The organism is Flectobacillus sp. BAB-3569 (assembly GCF_002270355.1).
Classification (GTDB): Bacteria; Bacteroidota; Bacteroidia; order Cytophagales; family Spirosomataceae; genus Flectobacillus; species Flectobacillus roseus.
In genome coordinates, this window is the sequence record NZ_NJFZ01000020.1 from 104,092 (window position 1) to 122,633 (window position 18,542).

12 protein-coding genes are annotated in these 18,542 nt (G+C 38.2%); 3 read left to right on the top strand and 9 right to left on the bottom strand.

The features are described 5' to 3' along the window. Positions 1-120 precede the first annotated feature (120 nt). The 6 genes from BWI92_RS18505 to BWI92_RS18530 form a co-directional block, all read right to left on the bottom strand. Positions 121-1,374, bottom strand: coding sequence for an aspartate aminotransferase family protein (locus BWI92_RS18505; RefSeq protein WP_095165462.1), 1,254 nt, complete (start codon positions 1,372-1,374; stop codon positions 121-123). A 3-nt stretch (positions 1,375-1,377) separates the two neighbouring features. Further along, positions 1,378-2,574: a hypothetical protein gene (locus BWI92_RS18510; protein ID WP_095165465.1), complete on the bottom strand. Its 1,197-nt coding sequence runs from the start codon at positions 2,572-2,574 to the stop codon at positions 1,378-1,380. A 62-nt stretch (positions 2,575-2,636) separates the two neighbouring features. Then, complete coding sequence (locus tag BWI92_RS18515) at positions 2,637-3,488, bottom strand: type 1 glutamine amidotransferase (protein ID WP_095165468.1); 852 nt, start codon at positions 3,486-3,488, stop codon at positions 2,637-2,639. A gap of 245 nt (positions 3,489-3,733) precedes the next feature. Then, the gene (locus BWI92_RS18520; RefSeq protein ID WP_095165471.1) at positions 3,734-4,837 is read right to left on the bottom strand and encodes a carboxylate-amine ligase; all 1,104 of its coding nucleotides are present in this window, start codon (positions 4,835-4,837) and stop codon (positions 3,734-3,736) included. A gap of 67 nt (positions 4,838-4,904) precedes the next feature. Next, on the bottom strand, positions 4,905-5,882 hold the full coding sequence (locus BWI92_RS18525) for a RimK family alpha-L-glutamate ligase (protein WP_095165474.1): 978 nt from the start codon (positions 5,880-5,882) through the stop codon (positions 4,905-4,907). Positions 5,883-5,945: 63 nt separating this feature from the next. Beyond that, positions 5,946-6,650 carry an esterase family protein gene (locus tag BWI92_RS18530; RefSeq protein WP_095165476.1) on the bottom strand — a complete coding sequence of 235 codons (705 nt, stop codon included), beginning with the start codon at positions 6,648-6,650 and terminating at the stop codon, positions 5,946-5,948. A 443-nt stretch (positions 6,651-7,093) separates the two neighbouring features. Here BWI92_RS18530 and BWI92_RS18535 point away from each other — a divergent pair, with 443 nt between their 5' ends. Then, the gene (locus BWI92_RS18535; protein WP_229363307.1) at positions 7,094-7,882 is read left to right on the top strand and encodes an esterase family protein; all 789 of its coding nucleotides are present in this window, start codon (positions 7,094-7,096) and stop codon (positions 7,880-7,882) included. 204 nt (positions 7,883-8,086) lie between these two features. After that, the gene (locus BWI92_RS18540) at positions 8,087-10,720 is read left to right on the top strand and encodes a DUF5686 and carboxypeptidase regulatory-like domain-containing protein (RefSeq protein WP_095165480.1); all 2,634 of its coding nucleotides are present in this window, start codon (positions 8,087-8,089) and stop codon (positions 10,718-10,720) included. A gap of 354 nt (positions 10,721-11,074) precedes the next feature. On the opposite strand, the gene BWI92_RS18545 is transcribed toward BWI92_RS18540, so the two are convergent. Continuing rightward, a complete protein-coding gene (locus BWI92_RS18545; protein ID WP_095165482.1) occupies positions 11,075-13,591 on the bottom strand; it encodes a PIG-L family deacetylase in 2,517 nt (838 codons plus the stop codon). 430 nt (positions 13,592-14,021) lie between these two features. On the opposite strand from BWI92_RS18545, the gene BWI92_RS18555 reads away from it, so the two are divergent. Further along, positions 14,022-16,226: a sodium-translocating pyrophosphatase gene (locus BWI92_RS18555; protein WP_095165486.1), complete on the top strand. Its 2,205-nt coding sequence runs from the start codon at positions 14,022-14,024 to the stop codon at positions 16,224-16,226. A gap of 312 nt (positions 16,227-16,538) precedes the next feature. Here BWI92_RS18555 and BWI92_RS18560 read toward each other — a convergent pair whose 3' ends face one another. Together BWI92_RS18560 and BWI92_RS18565 are read right to left on the bottom strand one after the other, a co-directional pair. Then, positions 16,539-17,369: a rhomboid family intramembrane serine protease gene (locus BWI92_RS18560; protein ID WP_095165489.1), complete on the bottom strand. Its 831-nt coding sequence runs from the start codon at positions 17,367-17,369 to the stop codon at positions 16,539-16,541. 143 nt (positions 17,370-17,512) lie between these two features. Continuing rightward, positions 17,513-18,463: a Brp/Blh family beta-carotene 15,15'-dioxygenase gene (locus tag BWI92_RS18565; protein WP_176464477.1), complete on the bottom strand. Its 951-nt coding sequence runs from the start codon at positions 18,461-18,463 to the stop codon at positions 17,513-17,515. Between the last annotated feature and the right edge of the window lie 79 nt (positions 18,464-18,542).

The following is an 18,542-nucleotide window of genomic DNA, read 5'->3' on the forward strand; positions in this document are numbered from 1 at the left end:
AGATAATTCATCAAAAAAGCGGTCGGAAAATAAATTCCGACCGCTTTTTTGATGCTACTATGCTAGATTTTACTGAGCCTGAGACGCAGGCATTGCGCCTCTATCATAGATAACCGTTTTTTATTCAATGCAAGCAAGTATAATTTCACAAGCCATTCTAATTTGTTCCTCTGTGATGATTAATGGCGGAGCAATTCGCATGGAATTATCACAGAACAAAAACCAATCTGTCAATAAACCTTTTTCAATCGCTCGGTCGATAATCCCTTTTAGTTCATCAAAATCAGCGAATTCCACGGCCATCATCAAGCCCTGATTACGGACTTCTTTGATTTTAGGATGCACTAGCAATGAGCGAAATAAAGCGGCTTTTTCTGGAACAGACTCATATAATTTTTCACCTCGAATTAAATTAATCGTTGCCAATGAGGCAGCCGCAGACACAGGATGCCCGCCGAAAGTAGTAATATGTCCCAAAATAGGATTATCCTTAAACACGCTCATTACCTTCTGATTCGCAATAAACGCACCGATAGGCATACCTCCGCCCATTCCTTTGGCACTTGTGATTACATCGGGATAAATACCAAATTGCTCAAACGCCCAAAAACTGCCTGTTCGTCCAAAACCAGTTTGTATTTCATCAATAATCAAAAGTGCTCCTACCTCATCGCATTTTTTCCTTAATGCTTGAAAATACTCTACTGTAGGTACACGCACCCCCGCTTCGCCGCCAATAATTTCAATAATAACAGCTGCCGTTTGCTCTGTAATTTGCTCAATATCAGCCATATTCCCATGGGTGATGTTTTTGGTCATTGGCAATAGAGGTCTAAAATTTCTTTTGAAATTTTCGCTCCCCGACAATGACAATGCTCCTTGTGTAGCACCATGATACGCATTATAGCAAGACACAAACTCTGTTCTTTGGGTATATCGTTTAGCCAACTTCATGGCTCCTTCGATCGCTTCCGTTCCTGAGTTAGTAAAATATACATTGTCTAATACAGGTCTATCTCCTGCGCCAGGTGTTAGCGAATCTACCAAGGCTTTTGCCAATAGCACCTGCGGGCTTTGCACAAATTCGCCGTACACCATTAGGTGCATATATTTGTCAACTTGGTTTTTGATGGCCTCCACAACCTTTGGGTGGCGATGTCCGACATTGGATACCCCAATGCCCGAAATCAAATCCATGTAAGACTTACCCTCTTTATCGTATAAATAAACCCCTTCGGCACGCTCAATTTCCAAGGCTAATGGAAAATCAGAGGTTTGGGCCACATTTTTCAAAAATAACTCACGCTGCGTAATCAAAACCGTAATGTTTAATATGTGATGAAGCCACAAAATTACAAGATTTTGTGGCTTCATTTCTTATTTTTCCATAAAACAAACTGTTCCCCCTACCCAATCAAAGTCTTTGTTGAACCTCACTCCTATCATTTCCCCTCTCGATAATCGGGCGAGATTGGTCAATAAGGTGGGTTTGGGTGCTCCTTGTTCCCATCCATAGAGCAAACGTATTTCAGCTTTTACTTTGCTCCCGTCTGTTGTTTCTATGACTGGCAAATAATTGACTTTCCTTTGTAAAATATAGTCGGCAGGATTTTCGACTTCTTGCAAATCTGTTTCTGTAATATTGATTTTTACGCCACTTCCTGCAAAAGAAAACAATGGTTTTAGAACGTAATTCTCTAAATCTTTCGGAAAATCTCCTTGAAAATCAGACAAGTAATGACTTTCAGGAATATATTGATGATTGAATAAAGGCAAAATATATTTGCTAATTCTAAAAAACCAATTGGGGTGTCCTACCCACTCAACGTCTACTTCATCTGTAAAGTTAAACGCTGTTTGAAGCTCAGGATAATTGGCTAAATCATCAAATATCAATCGGTTATAAATACGTTTGATAGGAACGAGCTCTCCTGCTTCTTTGTAAAAAAGTAATTTTCCTTTCTTGATAATCTTGGTAATACATATAACCTTTACTCCCAATAATTCCTCCGTGACTTTGAAATCAATCCTTGTTTTTTGGGTTTCGGGATAAATTTCTAACAAAATCACATTTTCGGGTTTTTCTTCTCCAACAATTAAATTTCTTAAAAACTCGACATATTTTGGTCGAGTTAGGTCATTAAACAAAAAATCAAAGTTGTCAGGAATAGGATATTGATTTTGAAACTGCTTTGACAGAAAATATTGGAAAGCAAATAAAGAAGGAAAGCCCTGTAATTCAATCAACTGAGGTTCTATTTCACCTGTTTCATTTTCACAGATTGCAAAATCTATCGCCAAAAAAGAAGAATTATGATTCTCATGAGGCACATTTTGCCCCGCTGGAATAGCCTTTTCTGTTTTTTCCTTAAAATCTGCTGAAGTTAAAACCGAAATAATATGCTCACAGGCATCAAGCAATTGATTTTTGAAGGCTTTGGGCACAAATACAGGGGTTTCTGCCACTCGAAAATCTAATTGTTGAGGATACGCATGGTGAATTGATGCAAGAAATTGCTGATAGGTATCAGAAGAAAATTGAGCATTAAAGTTTTGTCGAGAAGCTTTATGCATATTTTTCAATCGGACGGCCCTATCCGAGGGTATTTATCGTGAACAGATAGGGCCATCCGTTGTTAATTCTGTGAAGTTGTTTTGAAAATTGCCGTACTAGCTGTTTTCAAAAAGTTAGGTAAAATTACCGATTCTGTCAGCAAAATTTTGTCTGGGTCGGCCAATTGCTCTACCATACTATTATATTTTGCCAAACCATGTGATTTTACTACAGCATGTCGTTTGTCTTCTTTTTGCAAATAACGTAACATTCCTTCACCATCAGCTTCTGGGTGAAATTGTGTTCCGAATATCTCTTTAGAAAAACGAATGGCCATGATGGCACGCTCTAAATTTACATGTGGACGTTCTTTTTCTAATCTTAAAATCGTTACACCCAAATCCTTAATACGTTTTTTGTTGGGACGCACCAATTGATAATCTCGAGAGTCGACCACATAAAACGGTTCTGGTAATCCATCAAAAAAGGGTTCTGAGCCAGCTTCCACAGTACGATGAACAGGAAAAACACCGAAGGAAGTGCTTCTTCGTTTAGAAACAGTTCCTATACCCAAATGACGAGATACTAATTGGAAAGAATGGCAAATCAAAAACATATACTTAGGTTTTTGAATACCTGCTATTACCTCCTCGCCACGATTGTAAGCAAAAACAGAATCGATAAATGTAAAATAAGGTGCTTCCCAAGATTCGCCAGATTCGAGTGGACTACCTGGACCGCCCGTAGAGATATAGATATCATAACTTAGGTCTGGCAAAGCCATTTCGGCACGCACATTATATACATCGTACTGCAAGGAAATATGAGATTCTTCCTCAAAGTTTTTAATCAAATTCAGGATACAACGCATACCTTCATTGGCTACGTTGTCGTACATATCGAGAATGGCTATTCGAAGACTATTGTGATTCATCTGAAACAAAGTTGATGGAAATGCTTAGGGATTATTAGTGGTAGCACTCATCTTTAGAAAGTACATTACAATACTTAAAGTGCTTAATTACTTAATATTAGAATGTAAAATTAGCCATTTTAAGTCATTTTTGTGGCTAAAATTTTACATTTCCCTAATCTTTATTTCGCAATAACTTTATTTATTTTTTGTTTCGAATAGTCTAAACATTGATTCAAGAAATATTATTTTGTATTTCCTAAATCTTAAAAAATACCTACCTTGGTTTCTTCAACGATATAGTCTACTACTTTTTTCAAATCACCTCCTGATTGCTCAAAAACTGCCAATTGACGATCGGCACCCGTACCATTATCAAGAATCGTTCGAATATACTCTACTTCATGGCGACTGCCCAATTCGTCCAGTACGTCATCCACGAAATCAAGTAGCTCGTCACATAGATTTCTGTATGGAACTTCCTCTTGTTTCCCGAAATCAATTAATTTCCCATGAATACCATAGCGAGCTGCACGCCACTTATTCTCATTAATCAATACTTTTCGATAGCTTCTAAAATTGAGATTTTGTTTCAACAATTTATAAATTTTGACTACCAAAGCCTGCATCAATGCCGCCAAACATATTGTTTCGTCGGCACGCATAGGAATATCGCAAATTCTAAATTCAATGGTATTGAAGTAAGGATGTAAGCGAATATCCCACCAGATTTTTTTACCGTCGTCAATACAATTTGTTTTTACTAGTAAATTGACATAATCGTCATATTCACTTGCAGAGGCAAAAAACTCAGGGATACCCGTACGTGGAAATTTATCAAAAACTTTTGAACGATAGGACTTGAAACCCGTATTGCGCCCACACCAAAAAGGAGAATTGGTAGACAAGGCATAAATATGCGGCAAGAAGTAACGAACCGCATTCAAAATCTCCAATCCTTGGTTACGGTTTTCGATACCGACATGGACATGTAGACCAAAAATTAAATTTCCTCTTGCTACGTCACGCATTTCGTCAATTAGGGCATCGTAACGAGGGTTGTCGGTTATGAGTTGGTCTTGCCAATCAGCAAAGGGGTGAGTTCCTGCGGCTGCCACTTTTAGATTTTGGGCATCGGCTAATTCAATGATGTGTTTTCGAAGATAAATTACCTCATCACGCGCCTGTTGGATATTATAACAAATATTTGTCCCAACCTCCACCACTGCCTGATGCATTTCGGCTTTTACTCTTTCTTGTAAACTAATTTTTCCCCCTTCCACAATTTTAGACATGTGCGAGCGCAAATCTCTAGTATCAGGGTCTATTGTTTGAAATTCTTCTTCTATTCCTAGGGTAAATAATGACATAGTTAGTTGCGGTTGGGTGGTTTGATTGAGAACTGTGCTTATTTTGGAACACAGTTCTCAATTATTTCTATTTTTCCATCATTTTATCGCGAGCTACACCAGCCACGGAGCTACGAACAAATGTTCCCCAAGTAAGATTGTCTTTGCCCGGTTTATGCTTTTTCGCACGGTCAATAGCGAACTTTGCGGAAGTCTCGACCACCCATTCAAAGTTTTCTTGACCGACTGAATTTACGTCTGCATCGGGCGCAGGGTTACAGAAGTCAATCGCATAAGGAATGCCGTCACGCACAGCAAACTCCACAGTGTTAAAATCGTAGCCAAGCGCATGGTTTAGCGCCAATACATAATCTTTGACGGTAGCTAATAGCTTTTTAGCAGCAGGTCCTGTGGGTAATTGAGCATCGTAGCGCAAATGGTGTGGATTTCTTGGTTCGTAAGGCATAATACGAACATCTTTGCCACCGATGCAATAGCAACGGAAATAATCAGTGAAAAGAATTTCCTCTTGTAAGAGCATCACCAATTGACCCGTCTCATCGTATGCATTGAAAAGCTCATCGGCATCACGTACTTTGTATACGTTTTTCCAACCTCCTCCTGAGTGTGGTTTCATATAGGCAGGAAAACCAATATAATCGAAAATATCACCCCAAGGCATCGGGAATTTTAAGTTACGAAAAGAAGTATCTGAGGTATCATCAGGACGAACTTTTGAAGGCAAAATCACAGTTTTGGGTACAGGAACGCCAATATTTACCGCCAATGCATTGTTAAAGAACTTTTCGTCAGCACTCCACCAAAAGGGATTATTGATTACTGCTGTTCCTGCCATGGCAGTGTTTTTCAACATTGCTCTATAATAGGGTACGTCTTGCGAAATACGGTCGATAATTACATCATATCCAGAAGATTCTCCTTGAATTACTTTATCAATTAAGGCTCTTTCAGCGACAATTCCTTTAGGTGCAATTTGGTTGACTCTTTCTACAAATGCTTCAGGAAAAGTATTCTCCATTCCATGTAAAATACCGATTTTCTTCATAGTTTTATTCGTAAGTTTTTTGTTGAGTGAACTTTATGAAATTTCTTTAATTTTTATTTTTTACTAAATTCTTGACAGGTATTCTGGAAACATTTCTCTCCAAATAGGCCAATCGTGCGTTCCATGCCAGCGGACATCCAACCAGTGATCGACATGTTTACTTTTAAGAATTCCTGAAAGTCTTTCTGTTTCTGGTCTACAGAAGTCTGCATTACATGTGCCTAATACGATATTCATCTGCCACAAATTAGGATCATTCAGATTGGGTAAATAATCAGGAGGATTATTAAAATATACCTGATCATTATAAAAACCATTGAGAAAGGAACGAATATCAAAAGCCGCACCCATCGTAAAAAGGTGAGAAACCTTATCAGGATGTCTGAAGGCAAAATTTGCTGCATGAAAACCACCGAAACTACAACCTGCAACCGCCACTTTAGCGACACCACATTCTCTCTGAATGGCAGGAATCAGCTCTTCATTGAGATATTGATCATAGTAGATATGGTTTTGAATACGCTCTGAAGGATGAAGATGTTTGGCATACCAAGAGTATTTGTCAATACTATCAGGGCAATAGATTTTGACTTTCCCGTCATTAATTAAACCTTTAGCAGCGTCAATGAGTTTGAAATCTTTGGCCTCGTAATAGCGCCCCATAGTAGTTGGAAACACAATAACTGGATAGCCCCAGTGGCCATATATTAAGATTTCGTTGTCTGCCCCCAAATGATGCGAATAGTATTTAATGTATCTTTCCTGCATATGGTTAATGGTTTTGAAGTGTTTGGGCAGTTCGAGGCAAAGATCAAAAATTGTATTTCAAAGGAAAAATTGTGCTTTTGACTCTCTCAAACTGGTATTCCTTGGAGGATTTTCTCTTAAAAATAGGCATTGTTTTTTATTTTCAAAATTTTTCAAAATAATTAACTCATTAATTTATTGTTTATCCGATGATTCTTCCAATGATTCTGTATTTTACCAGAAAATCTTCAAATTAGTACCTCGAGACTTGGTGACTTGCAAAATTTGTACTTTACCAATGTTTAGGGTTAATCATTCTTGAGTTATGCCAATTCGAAGGAACATTATCGAAGAAAAGCTTCTATTTTCAACCAACAAACTCTATTTTTATGAAACTGACTTTAACCTTGTTAGTCCAAATACTCTTTTTCTCATTGAGCTACTCACAAAAAATAATTAAACCAGTGAATCAAACCACATATAAAAACGACAGTATTTATTCGCAATATCTTCAAAGAACCGTCAGTCTATCAATTATTATTCCCACCCAACATCAGCAAAAATTATCTTTGCTTTTGGTCAACGATGGACAAGATTTCCCTGCACTTCATATGCAAGATAGCGTGGAGTCCATGTTGGAAAACAAGCATACTATCCCGTTTCTGACAGTGGGTATTCATTGCAATCACGAAAGAATTTTGGAATATGGTACAGCCGCACAAGCAGACTACAAAAATCGAGGTACAAAAGCTGGGCTTTACACACTTTTTATTCTTAATGAACTCATTCCATATTTAGAACATCAGTATCCTTTGAGAAGAGAACCTGAAGCCAGGGTATTTGCAGGATTTTCGTTGGGAGGTTTATCCGCTTTTGATATTGTTTGGCATCATGCCAATGCATTTGCTAAAGTAGGTGTCTTTTCTGGAGCCTTGTGGTGGCGACAAAGAGAGGAAGGATACACCGACGAGCACGACCGAATTATCCATAAATTGGTACGTGCTGGCTTGTACAAGGCTGGTTTGAAGTTTTGGTTTGAAGCGGGAACAAACGACGAAAAAGACGATCGTAACAACAATGGCGTCATCGACGCCATTGACGACACCTTAGATTTGATGAAAGAGTTACATCAAAAAGGGTATCATGCCCATGAAGATACACACTACTATCAAGTAGAAGGCGGCGAACATAATACCCATACATGGGGAAAAGCAATGCCTGTTTTTTTAAAATGGGCTTTTGAAAAGAAATAAGCTCATTTCTTAAATTTTGTTAATGACTATCACCTATATGATAACTCTTTCTAAATTGTCCAAAAATTACATAACTATTATATTTCAATAAGGCTTTCTGTGAACAATCATCGCTAAAGCTGTTTTACTTGTTCAACCTCAACCCGCTTTTTCAAATAGAGTACTCTGTATTTGAAAAGTATTTTAAACCCCAATCATTCTCCTATGAAGTTAATACTGTCCGTTATTACAACACTCCTATTATGTAGTTTGCTCTCAAGCTTTAGTTTTGCCGACACTGGTATCAAAGGCAGTATCAAAAATATGAAAGGTGAGTCGCTTTCATTTGCCTCTATCATTATCAAAGGACAAAATAAAGGCACTATGGCCAACGAAGATGGCTTATATGAATTGGCACTACCAAGTGGAACCTACACGGTAGTTTTCCAATACTTAAGTCATAAATCATTAGAAAAAATAGTTAATGTTCAAAATGACTATGTAACACTCAATGTCAACCTCGAAGAACAATCTATTAGTCTTAATGAAGTAAAATTTTCTGCCAAAACAGAAGATCCAGCCTATACCATTATGCGTAAAGCTATTTCGATGGCAAGGTTTCATATTTTAGAAGTAAGTAACTACAATGCTCGAACCTACGTAAAAGGAACAGGAAAAGTCAACTCTGTATCCAAACTCCTGAAAGCTGTGGCGGGCAATAAAATGGAAAAAGAATTAGGAATAAAAATTGGACAAACCTATATTCTTGAATCCATCAACGACATTAATTTTTCTCAGCCAAATACGGTCAAAGAAAAAATTGTTTCAAGCAGAAGTAACTTTCCAAAGCAAATCCAGCAGAGCAGTGGCAATATTATCACTTTTGCCCGAACCAATTTTTACGTACCAAATATGGGAGGACTTGTTTCTCCATTGTCACCAAGTGCATTGGCATATTACAAATTTAGCTTTGAAGGAATGTTTGAGGATAGAGGTGTTCAAGTCAATAAAATCAAGGTAACACCCAAATCTTGGGGGCCAGATGTATTTTCAGGAACGATCAATATCATCGAAGATACATGGGCGATTCATAGTCTTGATTTGAAGTTTAATGATGATAATGGTAACTACACCCTCAAACAACTGTATTCACCTTTCAAGGATGTTTGGATGCCAGTTTATATGGATTCAGGATTTAGTTTCGACGCTTTCGGTATTGTAGCTGAGGGTCGTTATGTAACTAATGTTCGTAATTATAACTTAACCGTAAACCCTAAATATCATCAACAACCCGTAGTAATTGATGAGAAAATCGATAAAGCGGAAGCAAAGGAATTGAAAGGTCAAAAAGTTGATAAAAACTTGGCTTTAAAACAACAATCCATGACGCGCAAGCAACTCAAAAAAGTGCTCAAGGATTTAGAAAAAGAAGACAAAGCCGAGAAAAAAGCCCAAAATCAAGACGTAAATGTCATCCGAGATTATAGCTTGGATATTGATTCACTATCCACGAAACGAAGCAATGATTTTTGGAATACAGAGCGCCAAGTTCCACTCACAGAATATGAGGTGGTAGGCTACAAACAAGCCGATAGTTTGAATAAAGTCAACGAAGGACAAATTAAAAAGGACTCTATCAAAAACCTTCCAAAATTCAAATTAAGCCATATTTGGTCTGGTCATACTTATAATTATGGTCCCAGAACGCCTTTGTATGGATACCAAAAAACTTTATCCTTTTCGTCGCCAGCTATGGCCAATTCAAATGTAGATGGTTCTTACTACAATACAGTTGAAGGGTTCTATTTGGAAACAGGCTTGAAATATATTAAGCGAAACAAATTACTGAGTCGTTTGGAAATCGGAACTGATTTACGCTACTCCTTCGGAAGAAATAAGTTGACAGGTTTGCTTTTTGGAACATTTGTTCATAAATACACACAGTTATCGGTAAAAGGTGGTCAGTTTGTGTACCAATACAATCAAAACCAACCTATTACCCCATTTGTCAACTCTATTTACTCGCTCTTATTTGAACAAAATTATATGAAGGTTTACGAAAAAGCCTTCGGTCAAATAGAGCTTCGTCATCAGATATCGCCGAAGCTTACAGGAAGTCTTTCGTTTGAAACAGCCCAACGACATATATTAGAAAATATTGCCAATACAAAGCCTATTTTCGACAATAAAAACAGAGAGTTCAGTAGCAATTTACCGACAAACAGCGAACTCTCGGATGTATCATGGACTAATCATTCCATTCAAATTCTGAACGCGGGACTATCGATTAGACCGTTTGCTAAAACAAGTAAATTTAACGGACGTGAATTTATTTCAAACTACCGCAATCCTAATTTCAGAATCAGAAGTAAATGGGGCTTCAGCAAAGCAGGTGACTTTAATAATACCGAAATAGAATACGAACAAGTATTTGACCTCAAACGTCTAGGTGACCTTCGTTTGATGGTAACTGCTGGAGATTTCTTAAAAAAACCAAGCTATTTCCTCGACTACAAGCACTTCAATGGCAATCAGGTTTTGTTCAGAAGAGAAGGACTGTTTAATTCATTCAGAAATCTAGATTACTACAACTACAGCACAAACGGTTCATATATTGAGGCACATGCACAACAAGATTTCAGGTCTTTATTGCTTACAAAAATCAACCTATTAAGATTATATGGCTTGAAAGAATCGGTATTCGCAAATTATCTGTACACGGGTAACAAAAACTTCAACTACCTAGAAGTAGGTTATGGCGTATCAGGTATCGGGAAAATATTCGGCTTAGAAGTCGTAAGCAATTTTATCAATGGCAAATACGACGCAACAGCTTTGAGAGTGAAGTTTAGTAGATAGTGTTTGAGGGGACAGTTGATGAGGCACAGAGGCACAAAGTGAGCATGTGAAGTTAATTGAGCATTCTACTAGCGAAAATAGAGTCATTCCTAACTCTAACATTCGTGTTATTTTCCAAGCATTAATCAAAAAAGGGGTTCGAAAAACTAATTTCGAACCCCTTTTTTGATACTACCATGCCAGATATAACTCGACTTGAGACGCAGTGATTGCGTCACTACTGGTAAATTTAGCCTCAACACAATTACTAATTTACTAAATTACTCCATTAGAGATGACTCACTTTGTGCCTAAATCTCTTTACTACCCACTTTGTGCCTTTGTACCTCAATCACTTTGCCACTCAACAAAAACCTACTTCCCCACCGATATCAAGTTAGCAAATAGTCTGTATGCACCCGAAACGCCCGCAGGAAGTTGACGGAAAAAAGCATAGCCTGTGAAGATGTAATTACCTTTTCCGTATTTGGCGTATAATAAGCCTCCATCCGCTGGCTTTTCATTGGGGTCATTTGAGGAAATAATAGTTTCATATTTACCATCCCATTCATTTGAAAAATACAAGCCTCTTTCCTGAATCCAACCATCAAAATCTTTTGCCGTAATTTTGTTTGGAGCATTCAAAATCGGATGTTCAGGCTTCAAAAATCTTATTTCGGCCTCCTCTACTGTAACACGGTCACGAGAAAGTTTGAAGTCGTAAGGTCCTAAACCTCCATCAATTTTTTGTAAGTTATTATTCACCTGATATTGCACTACCATGTTTCCTCCACTTTGTACATATTCCATCAATTTCTTTTGATAGAATTTCAGACGTGGTTCCGTGTTATAGGCACGTACACCAACCACAATAGCGTCGTATTTACTCAAATCTTCATCCAATTCCTTCTCTCCTAACATAGTAACTTTATAACCAATCTGACGCAATGCCGCAGCCACTTCGTCACCCGCACCCATGATATAGCCAATATTATTACCCTTTTTCTTGATATCTAACTTCACAATTTTAGCCTCTGCTACAGGGAACAAGGTTTGTGGAGGAATATGGTCATACGCCACTGTCAACAAACCTTTGTCTGAAGTACCACTTGGAGTCGTTACCACCGCTCGGAAAGTTGCTTCACTTGCACTTGCATGCGTAATATCCGCTGGCGATACTTTAAACACTACTTTTTGTTCTTGGTATTTATTAGAGAACTGAAAAATGGTGGTGGTCGGGTCCACTTTCCATCCTTTTGGCACTTCTAATGCTACACTACCACGTGCATCTGCTTTGTTTGCCTTCAGGGTTACCTCCACTTCCTTCGGTTGATTATCAGCAAATACATATACCTTATCAGCAATGTTGGCAGTTACTTCAGGACGAATTTCGTAGGTACGATACAACTCGCCTCTAACCTCGTCGGTATATTTATAAATAACAGGCGTTTTGAAAGTAAAATCTTTCCCTTCAATCGTGAAAGTAAGTTCAGCTTGCAAATCAGCAGGTTTTTCAGGCAAACCGATAATAGCCGCATCATCTACACGGTACATTCCTTTGCCCATTTTCTTTTCGGCTAACCAATACGGTTGTGTCAAAGGTTGATTGGCAGGAATCGTAACAGGAAAAGTAATGCGATTTAACTCATTATTACCAAGCGATTGAGTCAAAGTTGTATCTTTTTCAAAACCAGTCAAATGTACTTTTTTCAGAGAAACATTCGCCTCAGAACGCTTGATATAGCTTAAAGCCACATTCACTTTTTCGCCACGCACCGCCGAAAATTCATTCGGGTTTGCTTCAAAATAAAGTCCAGAGCAAGCTACAATTAGGCTTTCTAATTCTTTTTTCTTCTGAGTTTTCCAATACTCATCCTGAATTCCTTCTACTTTTTGGTACGCTTTTACCAAAATAGGCACAATAGTTTCAGGTTTTTCTGGATTAAACTTTGAAACAGCTTCATTGATTAAATCCTGAATACCTTCACTTCCTTTTACGCGACTCCAAGTAATATCAACGCCATCAAAAGCATCTTTTGTGGCCTTTTCTCCCGCCTTGTGCACCAAATATTCAGGACGAGCACCACGACCACGAGGTACGCCAAAACCTTGAGATTTATGTTGAGAACGGCTTTCAGCGGCAATTTCGTTATAAGATTTACCCAATAGAGGATTATAAACGCCAATGTCGACTTGAATAAAATCCTTTTCAGCAGGTTTTTGCGTTTGAGCTACTGTGCCAAAATTGAAGGTATTCCAAACGATACGCTTGGCTTGCCAAGGTTTCACAAATTTTAATTGCTCAGAAAACTTGGTAGGGTCCGCGGCAGCAGCAAATGCCTCTTCTGCCAAAGCAGCGGAAGCAGAGTGGTTGCCATGTCCTGCACGAGCATCAGGCGGAAAACGGCAAATAATAACATCTGGACGCAGATTACGAATACGCCAAACTACATCACCCAATACGGCGTCTTTTCCCCAAATTTGAAGCGTTTCTTCCGTTGTTTTTGAAAAACCAAAATCATTGGCTCTTGTAAAATATTGCTCAGGACCGTCAATTGAACGCGCTGCCAAAAGCTCTTGTGTACGAATCAAGCCCATGAGTTCCGCTTGCTCTGGACCAATCAAGTTTTGACCGCCATCTCCACGTGTAATCGACAAATATGAAGTACGAACTTTTCGCTCTTTTGCCAACCAAGACAACATAATGGTATTTTCGTCGTCGGGATGAGCGGCGATATACATCGCAGAACCTAATACATTTAATTTTTTTAGATTGAGAATCATTTCGCCAGTGGGCATGGGCTTAATGACTTGGGCAGTTGCGCCAAAACTTAAAGCCGAAGCCGCCAACACTTGGCAAATCAAACGGTTTAATGGGTGGTTTCTTCGCATGAGAATAAAATCGATTTTTATGAAGTCTTTCTAAAGGCAGTATTCGTCTTTACAATATCTACAAAACTAAACTTTTCCCTTGGGTGTTTGGTGCAATTCAGACCAATTGTCATGTAAACTCGACCAATTGGAGGTAGCAACAGATTTATGTAGTCTAGCTATGGAGTCGAGAATTGATAAATATCAGTATGGCTTCGCCATTTTTCTTTTCTTTTTCCGCCTAAAAAACATACAATTTGCCCATTCGAAAGTATACATGTACTCCCGAAACAATCATATAGAATAAATACAATAAAATCTTGGAATAATTTTTTTATATCAAAGCAAAAATTATATTTGCATAGTAGGGCATTTTGCCCAAACACGAACGTAAGTGTTCTTATAAATCTCATTTACTCAACATTTTAACCAACCAAACTATTTAACTCTTATGAATGACATTATTTATTTAGTTCCTGCTCTGGGTCTCGTTGGCTTGTTGTACACATTTTGGCGTTTTAACTGGGTTTCGAATCAACCAACGGGTGACGAAAACATGCAAAAACTCTCAGGATATATTGCCGACGGAGCTATTGCTTTTCTGAAAGCCGAATGGAAAATTCTAGCCTATTTTGCAATTCCGACGGCTATCCTACTCTTTTGGCTAGGTTCTGACGAAGGAACACCAGACCACCCTATTCATTCTTCACCAGTAATTGCTTTAGCCTTTTTGATTGGGGCGGTATTTTCAGCCACTGCGGGTTATATCGGAATGAGAGTGGCAACCAAGGCCAATGTGAGAACAGCTCAAGCTGCTCGTACTTCATTAGCAAAAGCTTTAGAGGTGTCTTTCACTGGTGGTTCGGTAATGGGTATGGGTGTTGCAGGCTTAGCGATTCTTGGTCTGGGTGGTTTATTTATCGTATTTTATCAAATGTTTGCCGCAGGTCATGAGCTTACTTCTGTAGAAATGAAAAAGGCAATTGAAGTACTAGCAGGCTTTTCACTTGGTGCTGAATCTATTGCATTATTTGCTCGTGTGGGTGGTGGGATCTACACAAAAGCAGCCGATGTGGGCGCTGACTTAGTGGGTAAAGTAGAAGCTGGTATTCCTGAAGACGACGTACGTAACCCCGCTACGATTGCCGATAACGTAGGCGATAATGTAGGTGACGTGGCTGGTATGGGTGCCGATTTATTTGGTTCTTATGTGGCTACTATTCTGGCAACCATGGTTTTGGGTCAAGAAATCCAAGTGACCGATAATGTAGGTGGTTTTTCTCCTGTCATTTTGCCGATGTTGATTGCAGGTGTTGGACTTTTGGCATCTTTGGTATCTACCTTTTTTGTAAGAATTTCTAGCGAAACTGCTTCTGTTCAAAATGCATTGAACCTAGGCAACTGGCTTTCGATTGCTATTACTTTCGTATCTTCTTATTTCTTAGTACATCATTTATTACCTGATACCCTCAATTTACGTGGATTTGAGTTTACCTCAAATGGTGTATTCCTTGCCATCATTGTTGGTTTAATAGTTGGCGCTCTAATGTCTGCTATTACCGAATATTACACTGCAATGGGCAAACGTCCTGTATTGTCAATCATTGAAAAATCAGGAACTGGACACGCCACCAATATCATCGGTGGATTGGCAGTAGGTATGGAATCTACAGTATTGCCGATTCTTGTATTGGCAGCAGGGATTATCTTTTCATATAAATTTGCAGGCTTATACGGTGTATCTATTGCAGCAGCAGGTATGATGGCAACTACAGCGATGCAATTGGCAATCGATGCGTTTGGTCCAATTGCCGATAACGCTGGTGGTATCGCCGAAATGTCTCAACTGCCCTCAGAAGTACGTGGTCGTACCGATAATTTGGATGCTGTAGGTAACACAACTGCTGCCACTGGAAAAGGCTTTGCTATTGCTTCTGCTGCATTAACTTCATTGGCTCTCTTTGCCGCATTTGTTGGTATTGCAGGTATCAAGGCTATTGATATTTATAAAGCTGATGTTTTGGCTGGCTTATTTGTCGGCGGTATGATTCCATTCATTTTTAGTGCTTTGTGTATTTCTGCGGTAGGTAAAGCTGCAATGGAAATGGTAAACGAAGTACGTCGTCAGTTCCGTGAAATCCCAGGCATTATGGAATACAAAGCTGAACCAGAATACGAAAAATGTGTGGCTATTTCTACACAAGCTTCAATTCGACAAATGATATTGCCTGGTGCTATTGCCTTGATTTCTCCCGTATTGGTTGGTTTTACTTTTGGTCCTGAGGTATTAGGAGGTATGTTGGCAGGTGTAACAGTATCGGGTGTTTTGATGGGTATGTTCCAGTCGAATGCAGGTGGAGCTTGGGACAATGCCAAAAAATCATTTGAAAAAGGGGTTCAAATCGATGGTGTAACCTATTACAAAAAATCTGAACCACACAAAGCTTCAGTAACTGGTGATACCGTTGGTGACCCATTCAAAGATACTTCTGGTCCATCGATGAACATTTTGATTAAATTGATGTCGATTGTTTCTTTGGTAATTGCACCATATATCGCAGTAAAATCTGATGCTTCAGTTGGGCAAAAAGAATTACAAAAAATTGAAAAAACTGCAGCAAAAGTTGTGAAGATTTCAACTTCTAACAAGGGTTAAATTTTGATAATTATTTCATTTAAAAAGCGCTCAGAAATTTATTTTCCGAGCGCTTTTTTTATACAATCATGCTACATTTTACTTGGCTTAAGACGCAAGCATTGCGTCTCTACTGCTGGAATACCAATTTTAAACTAGTCATAAAATCAGGGATGACTAGTATTTAGGGGTAAGAAAGATGAAATAAACAATATATTTGAGAGATTTACTGATTATACTCATCTGATAATGAGTGCATTCCGATAACTGATTCACTATTAACTAATAACCTCCTTTTTCTTAGATGAAATAATCCTAAATATCCTCCCTTTCCTAATTCATTCTTTTTGAATATTCTTCCAAGGCAGCCTTTTCACTGGTGCTCAAGCTATCTATTCCTTTGGAAGCTATTTTATCCAAAATTTCATCTATTTCATGCTGTTTCTTGACTTTATTGGCATTGTATCTTTCGTCAATGGTATCTTGTTGTTGGTTATTTTTGAAATAAAAATTATCAATCAATAACATATATGGACGAGTCACAATGATATAGATAAACACCAAAGATGGGATTAACAACAGTAATATAACCCACAAATTTTCCTGTAAAATTTCGGGAATAAACAGAATGGCTAATAGCATACCGATGATAGCTCCACCTAAATGTGCATCGTGCCCAATATTGTCTTTATTAGATTTGATGCCATAAATGGACACTCCTAAGTAAAGTAAGCCAAATATCCACGCTGGCAATGAGATAGGAATAAACATAATTCTTAGACCCATATCTGGAAATACTGCAATAGAAGCAAACATAATTCCAAACACCCCACCAGAGGCGCCCACCGAGGTGTACCCATCGTCTTTTCTATGAATCAATACAGAAATAAGGTTGCCCCCAACAATGCTTCCCAAATAAAGAATGAGAAATTTCGCTTCTCCAAAAATATTAATCGTCAGTCCTGAAAATACATACAAACTGTACATATTAAAAAAGAAATGTAGCCAGTCCACATGCAGAAATCCTGAGGTCAACAGGCGTTTATAGTCCTTTTGTAATAGTACTGGAAAAACGTGAAATTTATATTTATCAAAAAACAAAAAGTCACGAAACCCTTGATAGGTGAATACTAGGGTGATTCCGATGATGAGTATTGCAATCATGGTGAAGTGGTATAAAATGAGTTAAGACTACTAAAGTACATTTTTTCAGATAACAAACTAAATCGTTCTTTAGGTCTTTACCAAAAACACCAAAGCCCCAAATTTGATTTTTGGGGCTTCGATTTGTAAATATTTAACTTTTTTTAAGAAATCTTCTCGCGGTTGATATGTCCTATGAGCCATTGATGCGGGAAAGTCGTACACATCACCAACAAATACATCATCGGAATGGGATTCATACTTTTGGCAAAGGCAGCCCAGAAATACGCGTAGCCCAAAGTCATTACCACAGCAATAAGCGTAATCGGCATGGCATGTAACCATAGCTGAAAAGCTGAATTGATACTACGTCCCTCAGGCAAAAAATAGCGATGCGCATCAGAAAATGCATTTACAGCATGCCAGCCACCAAAATATAATGCCAATGCCGGTAACAAGGGCAGATATTCGCACAATACCAAGATAACTACCAAGGATATAACTTTTCTAACAGTAAAACTTGATGGATTTTTATATTGTGCTAAAAACAACAAAAAAAGCGTAATAAGGCAAACAACGCCAATAATCAACTCCTTTGAAGCGATTAATGTCAACCAAATTTGCATCATTAGCATATCTTGGCGTGTAATACTCGCCCACAAAATACTAGCTTGACTTCCATGACCTAAAAAAAGCCATAAAACAATCATCGTTCCATAGCTGTAACGCGTCAATGTCCATAGCATATTATTTGCCTGTGGCGATTTCAAATCAGACTCTCCAATATGCCAAGCGGTAATCAATAAAAATAAAAACACGCTCCCTGTAGGCCAATACCACCATAAAGCGGCAAAAAGTATGATAGCAAAAAGATAACGAACATAAAAAGTCCATTTTTTGTACGCCTTTCCTTCTCTTTTACACATCTCTTGTTCCAACCAAATATCCAAAGTTCGATGAGGAATTCCGATCAGAAATACAAAACCAAAGGCAAAAAAGATTTGTACCCAAATAGACAAACTTCCCTGTAATTCCTGCCATAACAGCAATAAGGCGCCCAAAATAATCGTCAAACTCGTAGGATTGTAGGCAATACTCTTCAAATACTTTATCACGTGCGATTGAATTTTTACTTGAATAACAAAGATAATCAAATGTTGTTGCTTATTTGTAATGTACTGTTGTCTTGAAAAA

What these genes read in the sequence shown, in the direction of transcription:
- BWI92_RS18505 (WP_095165462.1), bottom strand. Translation starts at nt 1,374, where the DNA reads ATGAAGCCACAAAATCTTGTAATTTTGTGGCTTCATCACATATTAAAC.
- BWI92_RS18510 (WP_095165465.1), bottom strand. Translation starts at nt 2,574, where the DNA reads ATGCATAAAGCTTCTCGACAAAACTTTAATGCTCAATTTTCTTCTGAT.
- BWI92_RS18515 (WP_095165468.1), bottom strand. Translation starts at nt 3,488, where the DNA reads ATGAATCACAATAGTCTTCGAATAGCCATTCTCGATATGTACGACAAC.
- BWI92_RS18520 (WP_095165471.1), bottom strand. Translation starts at nt 4,837, where the DNA reads ATGTCATTATTTACCCTAGGAATAGAAGAAGAATTTCAAACAATAGAC.
- BWI92_RS18525 (WP_095165474.1), bottom strand. Translation starts at nt 5,882, where the DNA reads ATGAAGAAAATCGGTATTTTACATGGAATGGAGAATACTTTTCCTGAA.
- BWI92_RS18530 (WP_095165476.1), bottom strand. Translation starts at nt 6,650, where the DNA reads ATGCAGGAAAGATACATTAAATACTATTCGCATCATTTGGGGGCAGAC.
- BWI92_RS18540 (WP_095165480.1), top strand. Translation starts at nt 8,087, where the DNA reads ATGAAGTTAATACTGTCCGTTATTACAACACTCCTATTATGTAGTTTG.
- BWI92_RS18545 (WP_095165482.1), bottom strand. Translation starts at nt 13,591, where the DNA reads ATGCGAAGAAACCACCCATTAAACCGTTTGATTTGCCAAGTGTTGGCG.
- BWI92_RS18555 (WP_095165486.1), top strand. Translation starts at nt 14,022, where the DNA reads ATGAATGACATTATTTATTTAGTTCCTGCTCTGGGTCTCGTTGGCTTG.
- BWI92_RS18560 (WP_095165489.1), bottom strand. Translation starts at nt 17,369, where the DNA reads ATGATTGCAATACTCATCATCGGAATCACCCTAGTATTCACCTATCAA.